The organism is Rhodococcus sp. SJ-3 (assembly GCF_051918125.1).
GTDB lineage: Bacteria > Actinomycetota > Actinomycetes > Mycobacteriales > Mycobacteriaceae > Rhodococcus.
Genome location: NZ_CM123306.1, coordinates 4,857,921 through 4,881,314, shown reverse-complemented (window position 1 = coordinate 4,881,314; position 23,394 = coordinate 4,857,921). Strand labels below are relative to the sequence as shown.

The 23,394-nt window shown below is 65.5% G+C and carries 22 protein-coding genes; 10 read left to right on the top strand and 12 right to left on the bottom strand.

The annotated features are described in order from the left end of the window. Window positions 1-30: 30 nt before the first annotated feature. From ACTDXD_RS22750 to ACTDXD_RS22740, 3 genes are all read left to right on the top strand, one after another. Entirely contained in the window at window positions 31-1,239 is a 1,209-nt protein-coding gene (locus ACTDXD_RS22750) for a thiolase family protein (protein ID WP_440124459.1), read from the top strand. A gap of 2 nt (window positions 1,240-1,241) precedes the next feature. After that, window positions 1,242-3,350 carry a 3-hydroxyacyl-CoA dehydrogenase NAD-binding domain-containing protein gene (locus ACTDXD_RS22745; protein ID WP_440124458.1) on the top strand — a complete coding sequence of 703 codons (2,109 nt, stop codon included), beginning with the start codon at window positions 1,242-1,244 and terminating at the stop codon, window positions 3,348-3,350. A 222-nt stretch (window positions 3,351-3,572) separates the two neighbouring features. Beyond that, entirely contained in the window at window positions 3,573-4,979 is a 1,407-nt protein-coding gene (locus tag ACTDXD_RS22740) for a sugar porter family MFS transporter (protein WP_440127761.1), read from the top strand. Window positions 4,980-5,026: 47 nt separating this feature from the next. Here the strand turns inward: ACTDXD_RS22740 and dxs are convergent, their stop codons facing one another. The 5 genes from dxs to ACTDXD_RS22715 form a co-directional block, all read right to left on the bottom strand. After that, the gene (gene dxs / locus ACTDXD_RS22735; protein ID WP_440124457.1) at window positions 5,027-6,940 is read right to left on the bottom strand and encodes a 1-deoxy-D-xylulose-5-phosphate synthase; all 1,914 of its coding nucleotides are present in this window, start codon (window positions 6,938-6,940) and stop codon (window positions 5,027-5,029) included. 152 nt (window positions 6,941-7,092) lie between these two features. Continuing rightward, complete coding sequence (locus tag ACTDXD_RS22730; protein ID WP_440124456.1) at window positions 7,093-8,712, bottom strand: MDR family MFS transporter; 1,620 nt, start codon at window positions 8,710-8,712, stop codon at window positions 7,093-7,095. After that, the gene (locus ACTDXD_RS22725) at window positions 8,709-9,191 is read right to left on the bottom strand and encodes a MarR family winged helix-turn-helix transcriptional regulator (RefSeq protein ID WP_440124455.1); all 483 of its coding nucleotides are present in this window, start codon (window positions 9,189-9,191) and stop codon (window positions 8,709-8,711) included. The genes ACTDXD_RS22730 and ACTDXD_RS22725 overlap by 4 nt, the downstream gene beginning before the upstream one ends. Before the next feature lie 119 nt (window positions 9,192-9,310). Then, the gene (locus tag ACTDXD_RS22720) at window positions 9,311-10,543 is read right to left on the bottom strand and encodes a class I SAM-dependent RNA methyltransferase (RefSeq protein ID WP_440127760.1); all 1,233 of its coding nucleotides are present in this window, start codon (window positions 10,541-10,543) and stop codon (window positions 9,311-9,313) included. A gap of 56 nt (window positions 10,544-10,599) precedes the next feature. Further along, window positions 10,600-12,624 carry an APC family permease gene (locus ACTDXD_RS22715; RefSeq protein ID WP_440124454.1) on the bottom strand — a complete coding sequence of 675 codons (2,025 nt, stop codon included), beginning with the start codon at window positions 12,622-12,624 and terminating at the stop codon, window positions 10,600-10,602. A gap of 121 nt (window positions 12,625-12,745) precedes the next feature. Here ACTDXD_RS22715 and ACTDXD_RS22710 point away from each other — a divergent pair, with 121 nt between their 5' ends. Both ACTDXD_RS22710 and ACTDXD_RS22705 read left to right on the top strand, forming a co-directional pair. Beyond that, complete coding sequence (locus ACTDXD_RS22710; protein WP_440124453.1) at window positions 12,746-13,414, top strand: potassium channel family protein; 669 nt, start codon at window positions 12,746-12,748, stop codon at window positions 13,412-13,414. Window positions 13,415-13,424: 10 nt separating this feature from the next. Beyond that, window positions 13,425-14,078, top strand: a complete 654-nt coding sequence (locus tag ACTDXD_RS22705; protein WP_440124452.1) for a potassium channel family protein — start codon at window positions 13,425-13,427, stop codon at window positions 14,076-14,078. Here ACTDXD_RS22705 and ACTDXD_RS22700 read toward each other — a convergent pair. Both ACTDXD_RS22700 and ACTDXD_RS22695 read right to left on the bottom strand, forming a co-directional pair. Then, a complete protein-coding gene (locus ACTDXD_RS22700; protein ID WP_440124451.1) occupies window positions 14,075-14,809 on the bottom strand; it encodes a DUF3159 domain-containing protein in 735 nt (244 codons plus the stop codon). The two genes, ACTDXD_RS22705 and ACTDXD_RS22700, sit on opposite strands and share 4 nt — an antisense overlap. Before the next feature lie 59 nt (window positions 14,810-14,868). Continuing rightward, window positions 14,869-15,246, bottom strand: coding sequence for an OB-fold nucleic acid binding domain-containing protein (locus ACTDXD_RS22695; RefSeq protein WP_440124450.1), 378 nt, complete (start codon window positions 15,244-15,246; stop codon window positions 14,869-14,871). A 137-nt stretch (window positions 15,247-15,383) separates the two neighbouring features. Here ACTDXD_RS22695 and ACTDXD_RS22690 point away from each other — a divergent pair, with 137 nt between their 5' ends. Next, window positions 15,384-16,127, top strand: a complete 744-nt coding sequence (locus tag ACTDXD_RS22690; RefSeq protein ID WP_440127759.1) for an alpha/beta hydrolase — start codon at window positions 15,384-15,386, stop codon at window positions 16,125-16,127. Between the two features lie 44 nt (window positions 16,128-16,171). Here the strand turns inward: ACTDXD_RS22690 and ACTDXD_RS22685 are convergent, their stop codons facing one another. Together ACTDXD_RS22685 and dut are read right to left on the bottom strand one after the other, a co-directional pair. Beyond that, window positions 16,172-16,996, bottom strand: a complete 825-nt coding sequence (locus ACTDXD_RS22685; RefSeq protein ID WP_440124449.1) for a DUF3710 domain-containing protein — start codon at window positions 16,994-16,996, stop codon at window positions 16,172-16,174. Between the two features lies 1 nt (window position 16,997). Further along, window positions 16,998-17,468 (bottom strand): dUTP diphosphatase, encoded by a 471-nt coding sequence (gene dut, locus ACTDXD_RS22680; RefSeq protein WP_440124448.1) that lies wholly within the window; start codon window positions 17,466-17,468, stop codon window positions 16,998-17,000. 60 nt (window positions 17,469-17,528) lie between these two features. On the opposite strand from dut, the gene ACTDXD_RS22675 reads away from it, so the two are divergent. After that, window positions 17,529-18,032, top strand: coding sequence for a DUF3093 domain-containing protein (locus tag ACTDXD_RS22675; protein ID WP_440124447.1), 504 nt, complete (start codon window positions 17,529-17,531; stop codon window positions 18,030-18,032). Between the two features lie 153 nt (window positions 18,033-18,185). On the opposite strand, the gene ACTDXD_RS22670 is transcribed toward ACTDXD_RS22675, so the two are convergent. Beyond that, window positions 18,186-18,488 (bottom strand): DUF4193 domain-containing protein, encoded by a 303-nt coding sequence (locus ACTDXD_RS22670; protein WP_054714450.1) that lies wholly within the window; start codon window positions 18,486-18,488, stop codon window positions 18,186-18,188. Window positions 18,489-18,855: 367 nt separating this feature from the next. Here ACTDXD_RS22670 and cei point away from each other — a divergent pair, with 367 nt between their 5' ends. Further along, window positions 18,856-19,539, top strand: a complete 684-nt coding sequence (cei, locus tag ACTDXD_RS22665; RefSeq protein WP_440124446.1) for an envelope integrity protein Cei — start codon at window positions 18,856-18,858, stop codon at window positions 19,537-19,539. Window positions 19,540-19,650: 111 nt separating this feature from the next. On the opposite strand, the gene ACTDXD_RS22660 is transcribed toward cei, so the two are convergent. Beyond that, a complete protein-coding gene (locus ACTDXD_RS22660) occupies window positions 19,651-20,577 on the bottom strand; it encodes an inositol monophosphatase family protein (RefSeq protein WP_440124445.1) in 927 nt (308 codons plus the stop codon). A 104-nt stretch (window positions 20,578-20,681) separates the two neighbouring features. Here ACTDXD_RS22660 and ppgK point away from each other — a divergent pair, with 104 nt between their 5' ends. Next, entirely contained in the window at window positions 20,682-21,467 is a 786-nt protein-coding gene (ppgK, locus tag ACTDXD_RS22655; protein ID WP_440124444.1) for a polyphosphate--glucose phosphotransferase, read from the top strand. A gap of 134 nt (window positions 21,468-21,601) precedes the next feature. After that, window positions 21,602-22,951 (top strand): RNA polymerase sigma factor, encoded by a 1,350-nt coding sequence (locus ACTDXD_RS22650; protein ID WP_440124443.1) that lies wholly within the window; start codon window positions 21,602-21,604, stop codon window positions 22,949-22,951. 98 nt (window positions 22,952-23,049) lie between these two features. On the opposite strand, the gene ACTDXD_RS22645 is transcribed toward ACTDXD_RS22650, so the two are convergent. Further along, a complete protein-coding gene (locus ACTDXD_RS22645) occupies window positions 23,050-23,394 on the bottom strand; it encodes a DUF952 domain-containing protein (RefSeq protein WP_440124442.1) in 345 nt (114 codons plus the stop codon).

Here is a 23,394-nt window from a genome sequence, read left to right as displayed (position 1 = left end):
GAGGACACCGCTCCACCGGGAGGAAAACGCGTGGCTTCCACCACCTCGAACCAACGCAACGTCGTCTTCGTCGACGGCATACGTACCCCGTTCGGCAAGGCGGGCCCGAAAGGCATCTACGCCGACACCCGTGCCGACGATCTTGTCGTCAAAGCCATCCGGGAACTGATGCGCCGCAACCCCCAGCTCGACCCGGCCCGCATCGACGAGGTCGCCGTCGCGGCGACCACGCAGACCGGCGACCAGGGACTGACGATCGGGCGCACCTCCGCGATCCTTGCAGGGTTACCCGAAACAGTGCCCGGCTTCGCCGTCGATCGCATGTGTGCGGGCGCAATGACCGCCGTGACCACCACTGCATCAGGAATCGGCTTCGGGCAGTACGACGTCGCGATCGCCGGCGGCGTCGAGCACATGGGACGCCACCCGATGGGCGAAGGCGCCGACCCCAACCCGCGCTTCCTCGCCGACAAGCTCGTCGACCCGAGCGCGCTCGTCATGGGCAACACCGCCGAGAACCTGCACGACCGGTTTCCCAGCATCACCAAGGCACGCACGGACGCCTACGCGGTGAACAGCCAGAACAAGTTCGATGCCGCCAAGAAGGCCGGCTGGATCGCCGACACCCTCGTACCTGTTGCCACCCGTTCCGCCGCAGGATGGGGCCTCGCAACCGAAGACGAGCCACCCCGCCCCGGAACGACGATCGAGGACCTCGCGAAGCTCAAGACCCCCTTCCGCCCCGCCGGACGCATCACTGCCGGTAACGCTGCCGGTCTCAACGACGGGGCAACCGCGGCGATCCTGGCGGGCGAGGACACCGCGCGCGAGCTCGGCCTGCCGATCGGTATGCGCATGGTCGGTTTCGCCTTCCAGGGCGTCGATCCGGCCGTCATGGGTATCGGCCCCGTCCCAGCGACCGAGAAGGTCCTGGCACGTACCGGACTGAGTATCGACGACATCGGTCTGTTCGAGATCAACGAGGCATTCGCCGTGCAGGTGCTCGCGTTCCTCGAGCACTTCGGTATCGCCGACGACGATCCCCGCGTCAATCAGTGGGGTGGCGCGATCGCGTGCGGGCACCCGCTCGCATCATCCGGTGTGCGCCTGATGACCCAGCTCTCACACCAGTTCACCCGGAACCCCGAAGTCCGCTACGGCCTGACCACCATGTGCATCGGGCTCGGCATGGGCGGCACCGTGATCTGGGAGAACCCGAACTTCGAGGGAGACAAATAGTCATGACCGATCTTTCGTCCCTGTTCGCCGACGAGGTCGTGACGAACGCCTACACCAGGTTCGTGTCCGTCCCCGGCCTCGACGGGCAGATCGCGCTGGTCACCCTCGACAACGGGTTCGACCACACCAAGCCGAATTCCTTCGGACCCGCGGGGCTGACCGCGTTCGGCGCTGCCCTCGACGAGGCGTTCGCCGCGAACCCCGCAGCCGTCGCCGTCACCGGCAAGCCGTTCATCTTCGCCGCCGGCGCCGATCTCAAGGGTGTCCCCGCAGTCACCGAGCACGCGCAGGGTGTGGAGCTCGGCAAGCTCGGCCACGACGTGTTCCGGAAGCTGCGCGACTCGTCGATCCCGACGTTCGCGTTCGTCAACGGCCTGGCTCTCGGTGGTGGGCTCGAAGTGGGTCTGCACGCGCACTACCGCACCGTTGCGGACAACGTTCCGGCTCTCGGCCTGCCCGAGACGATGCTCGGTCTCGTCCCGGGATGGGGCGGAACGCAACTGCTGCCGAACATTGTCGGCCCCGACCACGCGGTCACGCTCATCCTCGAGAACCCGCTGAACAACGGGCGCACGATCCGCGCTGCCCAGGCGAAGAAGCTCGGCTACGCCGACGAGGTGTTCGGCTCGGCCGATTTCCTCGAGCAGTCGCTGGCGTGGGCCGCCAAGGTCCTCAACGGCGAGATCACACCCGCCCGCCCCGAGATCGACCGTGGCGCCGGGTGGGATGCCGCGATCACACGGGCGAAGGCACTGGTCGACGGCAAGACCCGCGGGCACGCTCCCGCCCCGGCCCGCGCGATCGAGTTGCTCGACCTGGCCCGCAGCACCGACATTGCAGATTCCGCGTCGCTCGACAAGGGTTTCGCTGCCGAGGACGAAGCACTCGCCGATCTGTTGCTCACCGATGAGCTGCGCGCGGGCCTGTACTCGTTCGATCTCGTCAACAAGCGTGCCAAGCGTCCTGCGGGTGCGCCGGACAAGTCGCTCGCCCGGAAGATCACCGGTGTGGGCATCGTCGGGGCCGGACTGATGGCGAGTCAGCTCGCGCTGTTGTTCGTGCGTCAGCTGAAGGTGCCGGTGATCCTCACCGACATCGATCAGGAGCGAATCGACAAGGGTGTGGGCTATGTGCACACCGAGATCGACAAATTACAGGGCAAGGGCCGCCTCTCCCCTGACGCGGCGAATCGCCTGAAGGCACTCGTGTCCGGTTCTCTGGACAAGGCGGCGTTCGCGAAGACCGATTTCATCATCGAGGCCGTGTTCGAGAACATGGACGTCAAGAAGAAGGTGTTCGCGGAACTCGAACAGCACATCTCTGCCGAGACGATCCTCGCGACGAACACTTCGTCGCTGTCGATCACCGAGATGGCCGCGGATCTGCAGCATCCGGAGCGGGTTGTGGGCTTCCACTTCTTCAACCCGGTCGCGGTACTGCCGCTGCTCGAGGTGATCAAGGGCGACCGGACCGACGACGCCACCCTCGCGACGGCCTTCGCCACCGCGAAGTCACTGAAGAAGTCGGCGGTGTTGTGCGGTGACAAGCCCGGATTCGTCTTCAACCGCCTCGTCACCCGCACTCTCGGTGAGGTCATGACCGCAGTGGACGAGGGGACACCGTTCGACGTGGCGGACAATGCTGTCGGCGCGCTGGGTATGCCTATGTCGCCGTTCACGCTACTCGCCCTCGTCGGCCCCGCCATTGCACTGCATACCGGCGAAACCCTCCAGGCTGCATACCCGGACCGCTTCGTGTCCTCTCCAGGCCTCGAAGCACTCGTCGAGGCGAAGAAACCCGGCGTGTGGTCGTACGAGGGCGGCACGCAGGTCGTCGATCCCGACGTGGCCGCGTTGTGGCCGCAGGGAGACAGCCCGTCGACCGCCGACCAGGTGCTCGACAGGACCCGGCGCGCATTTGCCGAGGAGATCCGGATCATGCTCGCCGAGGGTGTGGTCGCAGCACCCGAGGACATCGACCTGTGCCTGATCCTCGGGGGCGGTTTCGCGTTCTGGAACGGTGGTATCACGCCATACCTCGACCGCACCGGCGCCTCCGAAGCGGTCAACGGAAAGCGCTTCCTGGCACCGGGAGTCGCCAGCGTCTCCTGAGGACCCCGAACGTACGAAACGAGGGTGTGTCACCGATCGGTGACACACCCTCGTTTCGTGATCTTGCCGCGGAGCGGGGTACCGAGGGTTAGCGTGAGTTCGTCCGACAGTGCACACGGGGGCGACCTCGTCGTCGTTGCACACGGCAGCGACCTCGTCGTCGTTGCGCACGACCAGGATCCGCCTGGAGCGGCCCCCACGGGAGAGCAGGTGCGAGAGGATATGCCCGAGCCAACACAACCCTCGACCGGACACGCCGCCAAAGTCATCGCCGTGACGGTCGCTGCCGCAGTCGGCGGCTTCCTCTTCGGTTTCGACAGTTCGGTCATCAACGGGGCGGTCGACTCCATCCAGGGTCATTTCGAGTTGGGTTCTTTCTTCACCGGCTTCGCCGTCGCCATCGCACTACTCGGTTGTGCCGCGGGTGCGTGGTTCGCCGGCCAACTCGCAGATCGATGGGGTCGCAAGAAGGTCATGTTGCTCGGCTCGGCCCTGTTCACGATCTCGTCGATAGGCTCAGGTCTGGCCTTCAGCGTGCCGGACCTGATGTTGTGGCGTGTCCTCGGCGGCCTCGGCATCGGCATCGCGTCCGTCATCGCACCCACCTACATCTCGGAGATCGCTCCGGCGCGTTACCGCGGCAGCCTGGCCTCGCTACAACAACTCGCGATCACCCTGGGCATCTTTGCCGCGCTGTTGTCCGACGCGATCCTGCAGAACGCCGCGGGCGGCGCCTCCAACGAGCTTTGGTGGAATCTGGAGGCGTGGCGATGGATGTTCCTCGTCGGCGTGGTCCCCGCCCTCGTGTACGGTGTGCTCGCTCTGATGATCCCGGAGTCCCCACGCTATTTGGTCGGCAAGGACCTCGACGAGGAAGCCGCCCAGGTTCTCGCCAACGTCACCGGCGACCTCCACCCGGACGAACGTGTCGCCGAGATCCGGCTGACGCTGCGCCGCGAGACTGCCCGGTCATGGGACGACATCCGAGGCCCGGTGTTCGGCCTGCAGTCCCTGGTGTGGGTCGGCATCACGATGGCGATCTTCCAGCAGTTCGTCGGCATCAACGCAATCTTCTACTACTCGACGACGCTGTGGAAATCCGTGGGGTTCAGCGAGAATCAGTCGTTCACGACGTCCGTGATCACCGCAGTCATCAACGTCGTCATGACGTTCGTGGCGATACTGTTCGTCGACAAGATCGGACGGCGTCCCCTGCTGATGGTGGGCTCGATCGGCATGTTCGTGAGCCTGCTGCTCGCCGCCATCGCGTTCTCGCAGGCCACCGGTAGTGGTGAGGATCTGCAGTTGCCTGCGCCGTGGGGCACGGTGGCACTCATCGGGGCCAACGCGTTCGTGGTCTTCTTCGCCGCCACGTGGGGCCCCATCATGTGGGTGATGCTCGGCGAGATGTTCCCCAATCGGATGCGAGCCCTGGCGCTGGGGTTGAGCACCGCTGCCAACTGGATCGCGAACTTCACGGTGACCCTGGCGTTCCCGCCGCTCACGGAATCGGTGGGGCTGTGGTTCCTCTACGGACTGTTCGCGTTCTTCGCGCTGCTGTCGTTCTTCTTCGTCAAGTCGAAGATCCCGGAGACCAAGGGGATGGAGCTCGAGGACATGCGCACCTGACGACGCATTGCGCTATCCATCGGCTCAGCATTGCCCGATCCGCCGCCTCAGCGTTGCGCGATGGTCTCCGAGGCGTCACTGCCGTCGAGACCCACCACCCAGCCGGTGACCTGCCGCGCGACATCCTGCGCGGTCAAGCCGAGCTGCTGATGGATCTCCCCCCTCGACCCGTGGTCGAGAAACTCCTGGGGTACCGCGATGTCGCGCGTAGGCACGTCGATGTCGTTGCTACGCAACGCCGATGACACCGCCGAGCCGACACCGCCGTGAATACCACCGTCCTCGATGGTCACGACGAGGCGGAACGCATCCGCCAGATCGGTGACCGCGTCGGGAACCGGCAGCACCCACCGCGGGTCGACGACAGCGGCGGTGATGCCCTGCTGAGCAAGCCGGTCGGCGGCGTCGAGCGCCAAGGATGCGAATACACCCACCGCGACGAACAGAACATCGCCCGTTCGACGCTCGGGCATTCGCAGCACATCGACTGTGCCGCCGAGGCGCTCGATCGCGGGAATATCCTCTCCGACAGCGCCCTTCGGGAACCGGAGCACAGTCGGGCCGTCATCGACCCCAAGGGCCTCACCGAGTTCTTCGCGCAGGGTGGAACCGTCGCGCGGCGCTGCCACGCGGATCCCGGGGACGATGCCGAGGAGTGACATGTCCCACATGCCATTGTGGCTCGCGCCGTCCGTTCCCGTGATTCCGGCTCGATCGAGCACCAGCGTCACGGGTTGTTTCAGCAGGGCCACATCCATGAGGAGCTGGTCGAACGCCCGGTTGAGGAACGTCGAATACACCGCGACGACAGGGTGCATACCGCCGAGTGCAAGACCCGCCGCAGAGGTCACGGCGTGCTGCTCGGCGATCCCCACATCGAATGTCCGCTCGGGGAATCGTTCGCCGAACTTCGCAAGCCCGGTGGGGCCCGCCATCGCAGCAGTGATCGCGACCACGTCTTCGCGCGCTTCGGCGTGGGCGATGAGTTCGTCCGAGAACACGGACGTCCAGTCAGGCTTCGACGACGAGGTTGCGCGCCCCGTACGCGGATCCATCACACCGGTGGCGTGCATCTGGTCGGCCTCATGGTTCTCGGCAGGCGCGTACCCCGCACCTTTCCTGGTGACCGCGTGCACGATCACCGGACCGCCGTATGCCTTAGCGCGGCGCAGGGCCGCTTCGAGTGCGGGCTCGTCGTGTCCGTCGACCGGTCCGAGGTATTTGATTCCGAGGTCGGTGAACAGCACCTGCGGGCTCACCGCATCTTTGAGCCCGGTCTTCATCCCGTGCAGCACGGAGTACGCCGCCGCTCCGAGCCACGGGATCTTCTTGACCATGCGGCGACCGTTGTCGAGCGCACGCTCGTAACCGGGCCGCAGACGAAGCGCAGCCAGGTGCTCGGCGAGACCTCCGATCGTCGGCGCGTACGAGCGGCCGTTGTCGTTGACCACCATCACCAACGAGCGGGTGCTGCCTGCGGCGATGTTGTTGAGCGCTTCCCAGCACATTCCCCCGGTGAGGGCTCCGTCTCCGACCACTGCGACGACCGTACGTTCCTGGCCACTGAGCTGGTATGCCTTCGCGAGACCATCGGCGTAGGACAGCGCGGCCGAGGCATGCGACGACTCGATCCAGTCGTGCTCGCTCTCGGCCCGGCACGGATACCCGGACAGGCCACCGCGCTGCCGCAGTGTGTCGAAGTCGTCCTTGCGGCCGGTGAGAATCTTGTGGACGTAGGCCTGGTGGCCGGTGTCGAAAAGGATCGGATCGTGCGGCGAGTCGAACACGCGATGGAGTGCGAGCGTCAATTCGACGACACCGAGGTTGGGGCCGAGGTGCCCCCCGGTTGCCGCCACCTTCTCGACAAGGAAGCCGCGGATCTCACCTGCGAGTTGCGCGACCTCGCTGGGCGAGAGGCGACGCACATCGTCGGGTGACTGGATGCGGGACAGGACACCCAACTGATCTAGCTCCCTCCGGATCGTGATTCCCGCGACGGTGCGCGAGCAGTTACTGCATTCTACGGAGCGGCTGCACGGTTCGGACCGTCACATCACTCACACCGCGAGACGCACGGGTCCGGCGACACATGTGCGCCTCGCTCGATGCCTCTCTACACCTCGGCGGCAGGGGCACGACGGTCGGTCGCGGGCTCCTCGTCGACGATGTCGATCGTGGTGCGCAGCTCACGGTTCGGGATGAGCACCACTGCCACCAGAGTAATGAGTGCGAATCCGGCGGCTACGAGGAAGAGCGTACCCGTGGCGTCGCCATAGGACGTATGCACGACCTCCGCAACCGGTGCGGGGAGCGCGTCGATGTCCAGATTGGCACCGCTGCCGCCGGACGCCGAGGTGTCGATGCCCAGTTTCGCGAATCCATCCGCCGAGAGTGTGGCCACGCGAGCCGCAAGGATCGACCCGAGGATCGACACACCGATCGCGCCGCCGAAGGTGCGGAAGAATGCGACCGAGCTACTTGCTGCGCCGATGTTCTTCACACTCACGGTGTTCTGCACGGCGAGCACCAGGTTCTGCATCAACATGCCGGTGCCCAGACCCACGATCGCGATGTAGATGCCGATGACCACGAGCGAGGTGGTGTGGTCGAGCGTCCCGAGAAGCGCGAAGCCGACGAACTGGAGCACTGCGCCACCGACGATGAACGGCTTCCACTTACCGAATCGGGTGATCAGTTGTCCCGACACCATCGAGGAGACCAATGTGCCCGCCACCATCGGGATGGTGAGCAGACCCGCCGAGGTCGGGCTGAAGCCGCGCGCGGTCTGGAAGTACTGGGTGAGGAACGTGGTGGCACCGAACAAACCGACACCGACTGCGATGGACGCGATGATGGCCAGCGCGGTCGTCCGCTCGGTGATGATCTTCAGCGGGATGACCGGATCGGACACCTTCGACTCGACGAACACCGTCAGAGCAAGAAGCGCAAGACCGGCGAAAACGTAGAGGGCCGACTCGAGAGAGATCCACTCGTAGTAGCCTTCCTTGCCTGCGAACGAGACCCAGATCAGGAGAACGCTGACACCAGCGGTGATCAACGTCGCACCGAGCCAGTCGATCTTCACGTTCGTCTTACGTTCGGTCGCAATCTTCAGAGTGCGCTGTAGCAGGAACAGTGCCACCACGGCAAGAGGGACACACACGTAGAAGCACCAGCGCCAGCCCAGCGGGCTGTCGACGATCACACCGCCGAGGACCGGGCCGCCCGACATCGCGACGGCCATCACTGCACCCATGTAGCCGGAGTACCGGCCGCGCTCACGCGGCGGAATGATGCTGCCGATGATCGCCACGACCAACGCGGTCAGACCGCCCATCCCGATGCCCTGGATAACGCGTGCGCCGAGGAGGATGTTCACATCCTGAGCGAGACCCGCAAGCACGGAGCCGCCGACGAAGATCAGAATCGACAGCTGAACGAGCAGCTTCTTGTTGAACAGGTCGGAGAGCTTGCCCCAGATCGGTGTGGACGCTGCATTGGCGAGCAGTGCTGTGGTGATGACCCATGCGTACTGCGTCTGCGTGCCCCGGAGGTCGGCGATGATCGTCGGGAGCGCGGTGGAGACGATAGTGCTGCTGAGCAATGCGGTGAACAATGCGGCGAGCAGGCCGGCGAGGATCGCGAGGATCTCGCGGTGGGTCAGGAGTGCTTCTGCATCCTGACCGGTACCGGGCGGCGTCGATGCACCGTCCGTGACTGCGGTTGTACTCATGAACAGATCCTTTGTGCGTTAGTGGTGCCTACGCCGGCGGCAACAATGGGCCCCAGCGCGTTGTTGAGCCGATCGAGAACGTCGAGAGCGTCCTCGAGTTGCTTTTCGTTCCAGTCCCCGAGTTGGGCGGCCAGTCGTTCGGTACGCCGATCTCTGATTGCACCCAATATGTCGAGCCCCGCGGACGAGCAGGTCACGAGATGCGCCCGCTTGTCATCGGGATCCGGATGCTTGTCGACCAAGCCACGGTCGACGAGCTCACCGATCTGGCGGCTCAACGACGATTGACCGACGTGCATCTCGGCTGCGAGTTCACTCGGACGACACTGCCCGGTACGAGCCAGGAGAAAGAGCACCCCAGCGAGAGCATTGGGAAGCAGATCGACCTCGCTGTGCGAGAGCGCGGCCCGCAGGGTTCGGCCGAACAGGAAGATGGCGTCAGTGAGCGCGTGGACGGTATCCGGCTGGACAGCGGTCACGCGATCCTCCGATTCTACGAAAATAATTTGCTTGCGGCATGCAACTATATAATTAGTTGCATGCCGCAAGCAAATACCTCGAAACGGACAGCGCGCGTCCCCTCATGTGGGACGACGGATCAGCGTGTGAACAACGCGAGGCACTCCACGTGGTGCGTCGAAGGAAACGCAGCGAACGCACGCAGCTCGGCCAGCTCGAATCCCCGTGCGCGATAGAGGCCGACATCCCGCCCGAACGACGCCGGGTCGCAACCGACATGGATCACTCTCCGGGGTGCCGCATCCGCGATCGCAGCGACGACGTCCTTACCCGCACCGGCGCGCGGCGGATCGAGAATCACCACGTCGGGGGACGCCAGTGCGCCGATCACGCGCTCTACCCGCCCGTGCCGAAACGACACCTGCGACAGGTCAGCGAGCGCCTTCGTGCCGTCGTCCACCGCCTGCCGGGACGACTCCACCGACTCGACTCGTCCGGACGCACCGACCTGCCCGGCCACCGCAGCCGCGAACACACCCACCCCGCCGTAGAGATCCCACACGGTGCTGCCCACCCCGGCATCCGCCCACTCGCTCACCACGGTCGAGTACGTATGCGCAGCCCCTCGATGAGCCTGCCAGAATCCGGTGGCTGCCAGCCGCCATTCCCGCGATCCGACCCGCTCGACCGGACGACCGGACCCCTCGACGACTTTCTCCGCGCGCGGTGCGTTCACTGCAGCACGGCGCGCCGACGCGCCGCGCCTGCCCGGGCTACGCCGACCGGTGCGTGAGACCACCGGCGGTGCGATCTCCACCACATGCCGTTTGCCGTCCGCGTCGAGGACGACCTGCAGGTCGGAGCCCGGCTGCCAGACGTGGTCGGGCAGGTCGATGTAGGCGCGTCGGTCGATCTGAGTGCAGCCGAGCTCCGGCACCACGTCGTTGCTGTGGTAGCGCCGGTATCCCGGCGTTCCCGCCGCATCGACCGCCAATCGGACCCGCGTTCGCCACCGAGTGCCGTCCGGTGTGCTTCCGGGTACCTCCTCCACGAGAACGTCACGCTCCACCCCGCCCAGGCGGCGCAGTTGTTCGGCGACCACGGCCGCCGCAATGTCCCGTTGCGCCGACGGCGTGACATGCGCCATGTCGCAGCAACCTGCGCCGCCAGGGCCGGAGATGGGGCACACGCGGTCGACGCGATCATCCGACGCTTCGAGGATCTCCACCGCGTCGGCGAAACAGAAGGAGCCGCCACGGTCCTCGGTGACGACCGCGAACACCCGCTCCCCCGGCAGGCCGTGTCGCACGAACACCACCCGCCCTTCGTGGCGGGCGACGCAGAAGCCGCCGTGTGCGGGATTGCCGAGCATCAGCTCGATCCGTTGCCCGGACCAGTCGGTTCCTGCGCTCTGCTGACCCTGGCGGCTCACTGATCTTCCTCCTGTTTTGCGGATCGGTGACCCGCTTGGTTCTGCAACCCGCGGCGGATCGCCCCCGGCACGGTGTCGACTCGGTCCTTCGGTACCTTCGCAGACGAACGCAACTGCCACGGCACACTCGTGACCATCACTCCCGGCTGGAAGAGCAGTCGACTCTTCAATCGCAGGGCGCTCTGGTTGTGAAGGATCTGCTCCCACCAGTGCCCGACCACGTACTCCGGAATGAATACGGTGACGACGTCGCGCGGGGAATCCCGCCGTACGCGTCGCACGTAATCCAGAACCGGCCGGGTGATCTCGCGATACGGCGACTCGACGACCTTCAACGGTACCGTGATGTCGCTGGCGTCCCAGTCCCGGACCAGCTGACGGGTATTCACGTCGTCGACGTTGACTGTGATTGCCTCGAGCGTGTCAGGCCGTGTCGCCCGCGCAAAGGCCAAGGCTCGACGTGTCGGCAGGTGCAGCGTCGACACCAGGACGATCGAGTGTGTGCGGCTCGGCAGTACTCCGTCCCACTCCGCAGCCTCGAGTTCAGCGGCCACGCTGTCGTAGTGACGCCGGATCGCTTTCATCAGCACGAAAATCACCAGAATCATGAGGACCGCGATCCACGCTCCCCCGGAGAATTTGGTGACCAGCACAATGATCAACACCACCGCGGTCGCAATCAAACCGAGACCGTTGATCATGCGTGCGCGGATCATCCGTCCCCGTTCGGACGGATCGGTCTCCACCGCCAAGTGCCGGGTCCAGTGCCGCACCATGCCCGCTTGTCCGAGCGTGAACGCGACGAATACTCCCACGATGTACAGCTGAATCAGCTGGGTGACCCGAGCATCGAACACCCACACGAACACGACGGCCACACCCGACAGGAACAGAATCCCGTTACTGAACGCCAGCTTGTCACCACGAGTGTGCAGTTGTCGCGGGAGATACCGATTCTGCGCGAGCACCGACGCCAGCGCCGGGAACCCGCTGAACGCAGTGTTCGCTGCGAGCAGCAGGATCAATGCCGTAGCCACGGTGACGAGGAAGAAACCGACGGGAAAGCCCTCGAACACCGCGTGTGCGAGTTGCGCGACAAGCGTCTTCTGTTCGTAGCCCTCCGGTGCGCCCCTCAATTGGGTGGCGGGATGCTCGGCCACCACCACACCGATCCGACCTGCGAGGAACACCACCCCGAGGAACAACGGCACGGCCACCGCGCCCAGCAAGAGCAACGTGGTCGCAGCGTTGCGGGCCTTCGGCTTGCGGAACGCAGGCACTCCCGTGCTGATCGCTTCGACACCCGTGAGAGCGGCACACCCGGAGGAGAACGCCCGGGCGATCAAGAACACGAAGGCGATCGCCGTCAGATCCGTCTGCTCCGCGACGAGTTCGAAGTCGGCGGACTCCGCGCGCAGATCGTCCCCGAGCACGAATATCTGCACGAACCCCCAGACGATCATGATGGCCATGGCGGCCATGAACGCGTATGTGGGGATGGCGAACGCGGTTCCCGCCTCCCGCATGCCGCGCAGGTTCATGGCCGTGAGGAGCCCGATCGCCAGGATCGCGAACAACACCTTGTGCTGCGCGACGAACGGTACGGCCGACCCGATGTTGGCCGCGGCCGACGAAATCGACACCGCGAGAATGAGCACGTAGTCCACGAGTAGCGCACTGCCGACCGTGAGCCCAGCGATGGATCCGAGATTCTTCGTCGCCACCTCGTAATCGCCGCCACCGGACGGGTAGGCGCGCACATTCTGCCGGTAGCTCGCCACCACTATGACGAGCACGACCGCAACAGCAATACCGACCCACGGAGTGAAGGCATATGCCGAAAGTCCCGCCACCGACAGGACCAGGAATATCTCCTCCGGCGCGTATGCGATCGACGACAGGGCATCGGAGGCGAACACGGGCAGCGCGATGCGCTTGGGAAGCAATGTGTGCCCGAGGGTGTCACTTCGAAACGGCCGACCCAATAGAAGCCGCTTCGTGGCGGTTGAGAGCTTGGACACGGGCCCAGCCTAAGCCGTACCGGGCCGGTCACGACCCGGTGTCCGGGTCATTTCGCCCGCTGTTGCCGTCGGAGCGGTACGGTTTCCGTTCGGCAGGACGAGCCGACGAACGGAGTGCGCGGTGTACATGGTGGTCATGGGTTGCGGCCGCGTGGGATCCTCGGTGGCCACCGCGCTGACCCGGCTCGGACACGAGGTCGCGGTCATCGACCGGGACGCAGGGGCGTTCCTTCGACTGGGCGACGACTTCCCCGGCCGCACGGTCGTCGGGATGGGGTTCGACCGCGAGGTCCTCATCGACGCCGGAATCGAACGCGCTGACGCCTTCGCGGCTGTGTCCTCCGGAGACAATTCCAATATCATCGCGGCGCGCACGGCCCGCGAGATCTTCGGCGTGGAACGTGTGGTCGCACGCATCTACGACGCGAAACGTGCCGCCGTGTACGAGCGGCTCGGAATTCCCACCATCGCCACTGTGCCGTGGACCACCGATCGGCTCCTGCACACCCTCACCCACGAAAGTGAGAACGCACGCTGGCGTGATCCGACGGGTTCGGTCGCGGTCTGCGAGGTCAACGTCCACGAGGACTGGGTGGGAAAGCGGGTAACCGATCTCGAAGCGGCCACCGGAGCGAGAGTTGCATTCCTCATCCGGTTCGGTGCGGGGGTGCTCCCGGACCGGAGAACCCTGATCCAGGCCGACGACCAGGTCTACATCGCGGCGGTCTCGGGAACCGTCGCCGAATCGATTGCGCTGGCCGAGAATCCGCCCGCCGACAACGACGAGTGAGGACGTGCCGATGAAGGTGGTCATCGCAGGTGCAGGCGCGGTGGGGCGCTCCATCGCCCGCGAACTTCTGCGTAACGAGCATGAGGTGATGCTCGTCGAGCGCAAGCTCGATCACGTCGATCCCGCGGCCGTGCCCGATGCGAAGTGGGTCCACGGCGATGCTTGTGAGCTCAGTCTCCTCGAGGCAGCAGGACTCGAACAGTACGACGTGGTGATCGCAGCTACGGGCGACGACAAGGCAAATCTCGTGCTGAGCCTGCTCGCAACCACGGAGTTCGGGGTTGCGCGTGTGGTTGCCCGCGTCAACGACCCGCGCAACGAATGGCTGTTCGACGAGTCGTGGGGCGTCGACGTGGCCGTCTCCACCCCCAGGATGTTGGCCTCGCTCGTCGAGGAAGCGGTCTCGGTCGGCGATCTCGTGCGGTTGATGACACTGCGCAAGGGCGCGAATCTCGTCGAGATCACGCTCCCGGACACCACCGCACTGGCAGGCAAACCGGTGCGCAAACTTGCACTACCCCGAGACGTCGCGCTCGTGACGATTCTGCGCGGTGACCGCGTGATCGTCCCGCAGGCCGACGATCCGCTCGAAGGTGGAGATGAGCTGTTGTTCGTCGCAGCGGAAGACGTCGAAGACGAGCTTCGCGCCTTGATCGAGCGTTAGCGCTTCTCGTGCCGCGGGCGGGCGTCGTGAGACGCGGTAGCCGCGTCCGTGGCCGCTGCAGGGTCCGTGGCCGCCGTGGAGTCCATGGGCACCGCGGTGTCCGGGTGCGCCTCGTCGTACCCCGCCGTGGACTCCACCAGCCTGTCGGCCCTGCGGACGGCCCAGAGGGTCACGAGCAGTGCGAGCGCGGTCAATGGCCATCCCATCCCGATTCGAGCAGCAGCGAGCCAGCCGGTTTGATCCTCGTCGTAGAGGTGGTTCTGAACCATATAGCGCGCAAGGAACACCAACGCCCACGCGGCCGTCGCGATGTCGTACGCGCGCACCGCCTCTCGATGGGTACGCCAGCGCGAACCCTGCCCGTTGAGCATTCCCCAGATCACGCCGACGAGGGGCCGGCGCACGAGCACCGACAGCACGAACGCGCCACCGTAGACCAGGCTCGCGTAGATGCCGAACAGGAAGTACCCTTTGGCGTCGCCCGTGCGGTGCGCAATGAAGGCGCACAGAGCCACACCCATGAATCCGGAGATGGCCGGCTGGATGGGTGTCCGCCGGATCAATCGCCACACGAGCACACCGCAGGCGACCCCGACGGCGGACCAGATCGCAGCAGTCAGGCCCCAGACGCTGTTGATGGGCACGAAGACCAGCACGGGCAATGTCGAATACACCAACCCGCTGAGTCCACCGAGTTGTTCGAGAAGGGTCTGCCGGCTGGTATCGCTCACGTATACGAGGGTGCCATACTCGGATGCTTTCGACTCCCGCCGAACTGCGGGTCAGTCGTTCAGGCCGGGTCTCTGAGCTCGTAGTACGGGTTGTAGATGGCTTTGCGGCCCTCCCGCTCGCCGACCCTGCCGCGAACCTGCAGCGTCTTGCCGGGTTCGATGCCGGGGATGCGCCGCCGCCCGATCCACACGAGCAGGATCGAGTCGGTTCCGTCGAAGAGCTCGGCCTCGACCGACGCGGAAGCAGCCTTCGACGAAGACTCCACACTTCTCAGTCGCCCGAACATCGTCACTTCCTGCCCACGGGTACAGGACACGACAGGCAACGCGCCCGTCGCGTGTGATGATTCGGCCATCTCCTCGGCATCGAGTTCTTCGAGATCCTCAGTGAGGCGGCGGGTGAGCCGGCGAATGTAGCCGGCTGCGGCGGATGCCATAGCGCGCTCCTGCAACGGGCGGCACGGGTTTCGCGCCGCGACACTTCCTTCGTCCGCCACTGTAGACCGATCCGCACAGGAGACAACCAAGACCGGGTCGACCGCCTTCGAATCGATTCGGCAGGATCACATTCATGATGCGAGATACTGCTGCTGCACCGCACGATGCCGTCGTCACCGCAGTCCTCCTACCTGGGACGGGGTCCGACGCCAGGTTCGCCAACGAGGCCTTCGCCATCCCACTGCAGCGTCGCGGCATCGCCACGGTCGCAGTCGAGCCGGATCCTCGCGGTGTGGTTGCCGGCTACGTCGAAGCCATGGACCGGGCGGCTGTCGGGGGTCCCGTTCTCGTCGGTGGCGTGTCCATCGGAGCGGCGGTCGCGTTGCGCTGGGCGGCCCGGCACCCGGACCTGACAGTCGGCGTTCTCGCGGCACTCCCTGCCTGGACCGGAAAGCCGGACGGTTCCCCCGCCGCCGCGAGTGCCCGCTGGACGGCATCGCAGCTACGTACCCACGGTCTGGAGTCCGTCGCTGCGGCAATGGTCGAGTCGAGTCCGGCGTGGCTCGGAGCCACGTTGTCACGCTCGTGGAGTTCCCAGTGGCCGGATCTTCCCGAGGCTCTGGAAGAGGCCGCGAACTACCGGGCCCTCGACGTCGACGAACTGCATTCGGTGACGGTGCCCGTTGGGATCACCGCGGCCGTCGACGACGCGGTTCATCCCCTCGACGTCGGGCGTGAGTGGGAGACGGCGTTGCCGTTCGCGGCCCTGACCACGATCGCACTGGCCGACGTCGGAACGGATCCGGCGGTGCTCGGCGTGGGATGTCTCGCAGCCCTCGACACAGCGGCCCGTACGAAACGGGCCGCCGCGGCTAGGTGATGCGGCACGACCACTGGGGCGAGCAACCGAAGTCGTGACTGCGGTCAGAAGCCCAATTGCTGCATGGCCGACCCCGACCCACCGGTGCGGGGACGCGGTTGGGGTCGGGCAGGGGGAGCCTGTTGTCCGGCGGCCGGGACTCCTGATTGCTGCGGCCGAGCCTGCCCTTGCTGCGGCCCGGCGGCTTGGCGCGACGCCTGCTGTTGTTGCTGTTGCGCGGCAGCAAGTTGATCCGCGAGCGTCTGAGGAAGGACGACCGGCAGAGGCGTTCGGACGGGATGGGGTTCCTTGCCTCGTCGCACGACCGTATCGGCAAGCACCGCGTGGGCTGCCGCGATCAGCGGACCGTTCGCTGCGGCGGCTCCGGCAGGACCCGCGGCGACACATCGGATCATCCATCGGTAGCCGTCGACGCCGATGAACCTCATATCCGCGTTCGGAGTGCTCCCGTGCAGTTCCCGGCCCCACGGTCCGGTTTCCATGCTCACGGTGGCGTTGTCGTTGCGCAGCGTCTCGGCCAGCTCGGCAGCCACTTCGCGCCATTGGCCGGGCGACTTGGGCGCAGCGTAGGCCGCGACGGTGATCCGGCCGTGCTGCGTTACCAGGTGCACCGCCTGGGGATTGCCGTTGGGCGCCATCTCCACCTGGATCTGGCCGCCCTGCGGAATCGGGACGAGCACGGAGCCGAGGTCGAGGCGGGAGCCACCGACCTCGTCCTCATCCATCTCGTCGATGTCATACGGGCCGCCCTCGGCCGATGCAACGTCGTCGAAGTCGTCGTCCGGAGAGGAAGCTCCGATCCGTTCGAATTCGTCGGTCGTCGCGTCAACGGAGTTGTCGGAGCGGTTCTTGCGGCGTCGTCCGAACATGTCAGGACCCTTCTTTCAGGAGGCCTGCGTGGCCACCACTCGAGCCGTGACCACCGGCACCACGCGAGGTGTCGTCGAGTTCGTCGACCTCGACGAAGTCGACGAGCTCGACGCGCTGCACGAGGAGCTGCGCGATGCGGTCACCCCGGCTCACCTCGAAGGGGTGCTCGGTGTCGTGGTTGATCAGGCAGACTTTGATCTCCCCCCGGTAGCCGGCATCGACGGTGCCCGGGGTGTTCACAACGGAAAGTCCGAACTTGGCGGCAAGCCCCGAGCGCGGGTGGATCAATCCGACGGTCCCCACCGGCAACGCCACCGCTATTCCGGTTCCGACGAGCACCCGCTGTCCGGGTTCGATCGTCACATCGCAGGTAGCACACAGATCCACGCCCGCGTCACCGGCGTGCGCCCGTGTCGGCATAGGCACGCCCGGGTCGAGACGACGCAGCGGGATGGGGGAAAGGTCGGTCACGTGCACCGAGACTACTCTCCGGATGTCGATGCCCCATCTCCAGGCGACTATCCTGGTGGCGTGTCTGATACCTCCAGCTCCGGCAGCGCCACCGGTTCGTTGACCCACACGCCGACCTACTCCGAACGGTTGTGGGTTCCGATCTGGTGGTGGCCCATCGGTATCGGAATCGCAGCGCTGCTCGCAGCCGAACTGCACATGGGTGCGCCGGGGATGTACGCGTGGGTGCCGTATGCCGCGCTGATCCCCTGCGCGCTCTGGACGCTGGTATGGCTCTCGCGACGGCGCATCGAAGTCATCGACGGTGAGCTCGTGGTCGACCAGGCTCATCTACCGGTGGAACTGATCTCGAGGGGAGTCGTGGTTCCGGGTTCGGCGAAGAGCTCTGCTCTCGGCAGGCAACTCGATCCAGCCGCATTCGTGCGGCATCGACCGTGGGTCAAGACGATGGCTCTGGTCGTCCTCGACGACCCGGAGGATCCGACCCCGTACTGGCTGATCAGCACGAGGCGGCCTGCGGAACTCCTGGGCGCACTGGGACACGGGGAGCCTTCGAAGAGCTGAACCCGTACTCCGGCAGATCTTTCCCTGCCGGATGCTTCGACGTCGGATACTTCGACGCCGGATACTTCTACGGCGGATACTTCTACGCCGCAGCCGTGGCCCTCTCAGGTCACTGCTGCGGCGTTCCGAAGTCGATTCAGCGCGGGCGCTTGCTCACCAGGCGCAGTCACGGCAGATCATCTGTCCGCCCTCCTCGCTCGCAAGGCGGCTTCGGTGATGTACCAAAAAGCAGCTCGAGCAGGTGAATTCATCGGCCTGTTTCGGCACTACGCGCACCGACAGTTCCTCGCCGGACAGGTCCGCACCCGGGAGCTCGAAGGATTCGGCCGTGTCCGATTCGTCGACGTCCACTACCGCGGACTGCGCCTCGTTGCGCCGTGCCTTCAGTTCTTCGAGTGAGTCTTCCGACACATCGTCGCTATCGGTCCGCCGCGGTGCGTCGTAGTCAGTCGCCATTTCCCTCTTACCTCTAGTCCTCTTACAGGTGCTCGACAGGAACCACCGTGATGCTCCCGGCCAAGGCAACGCTTGACGGCGCGGTGAAGTTCCCACAGGTATCGGCTCGTCGGTATCCCCGAAATTCCTCGAATCCGAACCCCGTCGCCCTCGTCGATGGACGACGCTCGGCCGCCGAACAATAGCCGACAGAAGAGCTGAATATGCAATCGATTCACGATTCCACCGGAATCGACCGGAAATCGTCACCAACATCACGGTCACCGTGACATTCCTGAGCCGGTACGCCTCCGCCGCACAGACAGGCCCGCCCTCTACAGTGAACGACGCATCGCACTCAGCGCGACGAGACGAAAGGCAGGCCTGCGTGGTTTCCCTGATCACCGAAGGCAGTGCAACCGACAAGCGCGGTCGCCCGTTCCATCGTCGCCGGTGGGTTCCCGCCGCGCTCGCGGGCGCTGTTCTCGCCGCGGGCACGATCGTGGTCTGGACCTCGGTACTCACCACGGCCGACACCACCACGACCACCGTCGCTTGCCCGGCGCCGCCCACCGCATCGACCGATCCCGAGGGTCCTCCGCCCGTCCCACTCGGCCAGGTGGTGGACCGTTCGACCATGCTCGATGTCGATCCGGCCCCGCTCGCTGCGACCCGGGTGCGGGTGTTCAACGCGAACGGCCAGCGCGGACAGGCGTCCACCGTGGCGGCGCAGCTCAGCGACTACGGCTTTGCGAGTGCGCCGGATGTGCAAGCGGGTAACGATCCGGTGTACGTCGATCAGAACATGCAATGCCACGGCCAAGTCCGGTTCGGCGAGGCCGGTCGCGCAGCAGCGAATACTGCGCGTCTCGTGGCGCCGTGCGCCGAGCTGATCCTGGACGATCGCCCGGACGACACGGTCGACCTGGCACTGGGCACCTATTTCCGCGACATGACACCGAGCGCCGATGCTGAAGAACTACTGCGCACGTTGCGGGAGGCGCCGGTGGGCGAGAAGTCCGCGCCTCTCGATGTGGAACTCCTCGACGCCGCACTCAACTCCCCCTGTTGACCGCGCGGACATTCTCGATCGGATTCGGGCAAATTGCTCTTTTCTCCGAAATTCACCCGCGAATTCGGATCGCATTCCCGGTGTTACCCGAACGAGAAGTCGTCGGCGCTGTCAGTCGCGAAGTGGTGCGATCGCCCCAATTTTCGTAAGCGCCTCTGCGAATGCGTCCGCAATGCCGGGCGCCGCGGCAGTCATGATCTCGCCGTCGTCGCCGAATCCCGTCGGCAATCGGACCTCGGCACCTGCTTCGGAGGCAATGAGTGCACCTGCCGCCCAATCCCACGGATTGAGGCCGTGCTCGTAGTGGGCGTCCACGCTCCCCGAGGCCACCATGCACAGATCCAGGGCCGCAGCCCCGATACGCCGGATATCTCGTACCTGTGGCAACAGCTCCGCCACCATTTTCCCTTGGCTCGCTCTGCGCGTCGCTGAGTACGAGAATCCGGTGGCAACGAGCGCCAGGCCCAGATCGGTCACCGGCGTGCAGCGCAGCGTCGTCACCATCCCGTCCGCGCCGGTGCATGTCGCGCCGAGTCCCACCGCCGCCGAGTAGAGGCGCTCCGCCGCGACATCGACGACAGCGCCTGCTACCGAGACCCCATCGATTCGGGCCGCCACACTCACGGCGTAGGCGGCGATCCCGTAGACGAAGTTCACCGTGCCGTCGATGGGGTCGACCACCCACTGGACGCCGGTTTCTTCGCCGCTGCCCTCATCGGCACCGTGGTCTCCCCCGCTTTCCTCCCCGAGGAACCCGTCACCGGGTCTCAACTGCCCGAGTCGAGTGCGGATGAGGTCCTCGGACTCGGTGTCCGCGATGGTGACCGGATCGGTGTCGGTGGACTTCGTCTGCACCGAGTGGCCCTCACCGCCTGGTGGCCGGTCCGATCCGAACAGCTCGGCACGGCGGCGTCGCACATGCGCTGCTGCTTCCAGTGCAACGGTGACGGCCACCGCCCGAAGCTCGGCGAGGTCGGATTCGGAGAAAGCACGGGAATCGATGGCATCTGACACTCGACCATCGGAACACACGCGCATCCTCCGCACCACCCGCACAAACCGGAACTTCCAACTATCGTTGCCCCACAAGCATTGCGGCCGACCGAGCACCGTTGCGCACCGACCCGGAGAGTGAGCATCTCATGACGCAGCCGACATCCCCCACCCCGAGCGACTCCGCCGATGTGGGATTCGGCGTCGACGTCGGTGGCAGCGGAGTCAAAGGCGGCCTGGTCGACCTGTCCACCGGTCAGCTGATCGGCGAACGGGTCAAGATCCTCACCCCGCAACCGTCGACTCCCGACGCCGTGGCTGCGACGGTGGCCGATATCGTCCGGCAGGCGAGGTGGGACGGCCCCGTCGGCATCACCCTCCCGAGCGTGGTGACCGCAGGCGTCGCCCGGACCGCAGCAAATATCGATTCGTCGTGGATCGGGACGGACGCACGGGCACTGTTCCGGTCCGTCCTCGGGGAACGAGATGTCACGGTCCTCAACGACGCCGACGCCGCAGGCATCGCCGAGGATCGGTTCGGCGCAGCGGCCGACACCGACGGTGTGGTCATCCTCCTGACCTTCGGTACCGGCATCGGCTCGGCAGTACTGCACAACGGCGTCCTTCTGCCGAACACCGAGCTAGGGCATATGGAGATCGACGGCAAAGAAGCCGAGCATCGCGCTGCCTCCTCGGTCAAGGAACACCATGACTGGTCCTACAAACGGTGGGCCCGGGAAGTCTCCCTTGTCCTCGAACGTTTCGAGGCCCTGCTGTGGCCCGACCTGTTCATCGCGGGCGGTGGTATCAGCCGCAAGCACGAGAAGTGGATTCCGCTGCTGACGAACGACACTCCCGTGGTCCCGGCCGAACTACGCAATACCGCGGGGATCGTCGGCGCTGCATACGCTGCGAAAACAGGTGCGACTCCTTGAGTCCGACACATCCTCGGTCACAGGGATCGTTACAATGGTGCACAGCCGGCCGGAACCCGGCCTGATCCCGACAGACCTCTCCGCCGGAACACCTCTGGCGCGACGCCGCACTACCTCGTCACGAAAGGGCGTACGTGGCAGCCACCGACATCCACACCGCTGATTCACAGAAGGAATCGGCACCCGTCGCAGACGCTTCAGGCGCCGCCGACGCTACAGACTCTGCTACACCCGCGGCAAAGCCACCGGCCAAGAAGGCCGCCGCGAAGAAGGCACCCGCCAAGAAGACCGCGGCAAAGAAGGCACCCGCCAAGAAGGCCGCCAAGAAGACCGCGGCGAAGAAGACCGCAGCCAAGGGCGGGAAGGCCGGAGAAGACGAGTTCGACGGCGCAGCCGAACCGGAGCTCGAAGACATCGACGTCTCGGAAGGCGAACTCGTCGCCGACGACGCGTCGGTCGAAGACGACGAACCCAGCGAAAAAGACAAGGCGTCCGGCGACTTCGTCTGGGACGAAGAGGAATCCGAAGCACTGCGTCAGGCGCGCAAGGACGCCGAGCTCACCGCCTCCGCCGACTCGGTTCGTGCCTATCTCAAGCAGATCGGCAAGGTTGCGCTCCTCAACGCCGAGGAGGAGGTCGAACTCGCCAAGCGCATCGAGGCGGGCCTCTACGCCACGTTCCGATTGCAAGAACTCGCCGCGAAGGGCGAAAAGCTCCCTGTGGCCCAGCGCCGCGACATGAACTGGATCTGCCGCGACGGCAATCGCGCGAAGAATCATCTCCTCGAAGCGAACCTTCGCCTCGTCGTCTCCCTCGCCAAGCGGTACACCGGTCGCGGCATGGCCTTCCTCGACCTCATCCAGGAAGGCAACCTGGGTCTCATCCGTGCGGTGGAGAAGTTCGACTACACCAAGGGCTACAAGTTCTCGACCTACGCGACGTGGTGGATCCGTCAGGCCATCACCCGCGCCATGGCCGACCAGGCCCGCACCATTCGCATCCCGGTTCACATGGTCGAGGTCATCAACAAGCTCGGTCGAATCCAGCGCGAGCTGCTCCAGGATCTGGGTCGCGAGCCCACGCCCGAAGAGCTTGCGAAGGAAATGGACATCACGCCGGAGAAGGTGCTGGAGATCCAGCAGTACGCGCGTGAACCCATTTCGCTCGACCAGACCATCGGCGACGAGGGCGACAGTCAGCTCGGCGACTTCATCGAAGACTCGGAGGCTGTCGTCGCAGTTGATGCCGTGTCATTCACGCTACTGCAGGATCAGCTGCAGTCCGTCCTCGAGACGCTCTCCGAGCGCGAGGCCGGTGTCGTACGGCTGCGCTTCGGCCTCACCGACGGTCAGCCACGCACCCTCGACGAGATCGGCCAGGTCTACGGGGTGACCCGTGAACGCATTCGCCAGATCGAGTCGAAGACCATGTCGAAGCTGCGCCACCCGTCGCGGTCGCAAGTCCTGCGCGACTACCTCGACTAGTCACCTCAACCGGACCGGCGAGGCGCGCTGCAGTATCCGGAAAAGGGGCGAGAGGGACGTCATCGTCCCTCCGCCCCTTTTGTGGCGAGAGGCCACAATCACACGGGTGCGAATCGTCCGTCGTCCCCGGGGCGATAGTCGATGACTTCCACGATCGCGTCGACCGGCAACGGCCCGTACAGATGTGGAAACGTCATCGACCCGGGGTCCGCAGGCACACCCGGTTCGAACCGCACCTCGTCGATCAGGCGAGACGGGTCGATCCGGAGAAGAACAAGGTCCGTGCGGCCGTGGAACAAGCGATTCGCTGGAAGGTGGACCTGACTGGGCGTCGACAGATGCACGAATCCCACCTCATCCAGTGACGCTGGTGTCACAGCGCCTGCCTCACGGGCACGGAACCACTCGTCGCGCGGGCAGATGTGCAGCAGAGTTCCACTCAT

Bases quoted from the DNA above. Each gene is read 5' to 3' on its own strand.
- ACTDXD_RS22745 (WP_440124458.1), top strand. From the start codon at position 1,242: ATGACCGATCTTTCGTCCCTGTTCGCCGACGAGGTCGTGACGAACGCC.
- ACTDXD_RS22740 (WP_440127761.1), top strand. From the start codon at position 3,573: ATGCCCGAGCCAACACAACCCTCGACCGGACACGCCGCCAAAGTCATC.
- ACTDXD_RS22730 (WP_440124456.1), bottom strand. From the start codon at position 8,712: ATGAGTACAACCGCAGTCACGGACGGTGCATCGACGCCGCCCGGTACC.
- ACTDXD_RS22720 (WP_440127760.1), bottom strand. From the start codon at position 10,543: ATGCTCGGCAATCCCGCACACGGCGGCTTCTGCGTCGCCCGCCACGAA.
- ACTDXD_RS22705 (WP_440124452.1), top strand. From the start codon at position 13,425: ATGAAGGTGGTCATCGCAGGTGCAGGCGCGGTGGGGCGCTCCATCGCC.
- ACTDXD_RS22695 (WP_440124450.1), bottom strand. From the start codon at position 15,246: ATGGCATCCGCCGCAGCCGGCTACATTCGCCGGCTCACCCGCCGCCTC.
- ACTDXD_RS22690 (WP_440127759.1), top strand. From the start codon at position 15,384: ATGCGAGATACTGCTGCTGCACCGCACGATGCCGTCGTCACCGCAGTC.
- ACTDXD_RS22685 (WP_440124449.1), bottom strand. From the start codon at position 16,996: ATGTTCGGACGACGCCGCAAGAACCGCTCCGACAACTCCGTTGACGCG.
- ACTDXD_RS22670 (WP_054714450.1), bottom strand. From the start codon at position 18,488: ATGGCGACTGACTACGACGCACCGCGGCGGACCGATAGCGACGATGTG.
- ACTDXD_RS22660 (WP_440124445.1), bottom strand. From the start codon at position 20,577: ATGCGCGTGTGTTCCGATGGTCGAGTGTCAGATGCCATCGATTCCCGT.
- ppgK (WP_440124444.1), top strand. From the start codon at position 20,682: ATGACGCAGCCGACATCCCCCACCCCGAGCGACTCCGCCGATGTGGGA.
- ACTDXD_RS22645 (WP_440124442.1), bottom strand. From the start codon at position 23,394: ATGAGTGGAACTCTGCTGCACATCTGCCCGCGCGACGAGTGGTTCCGT.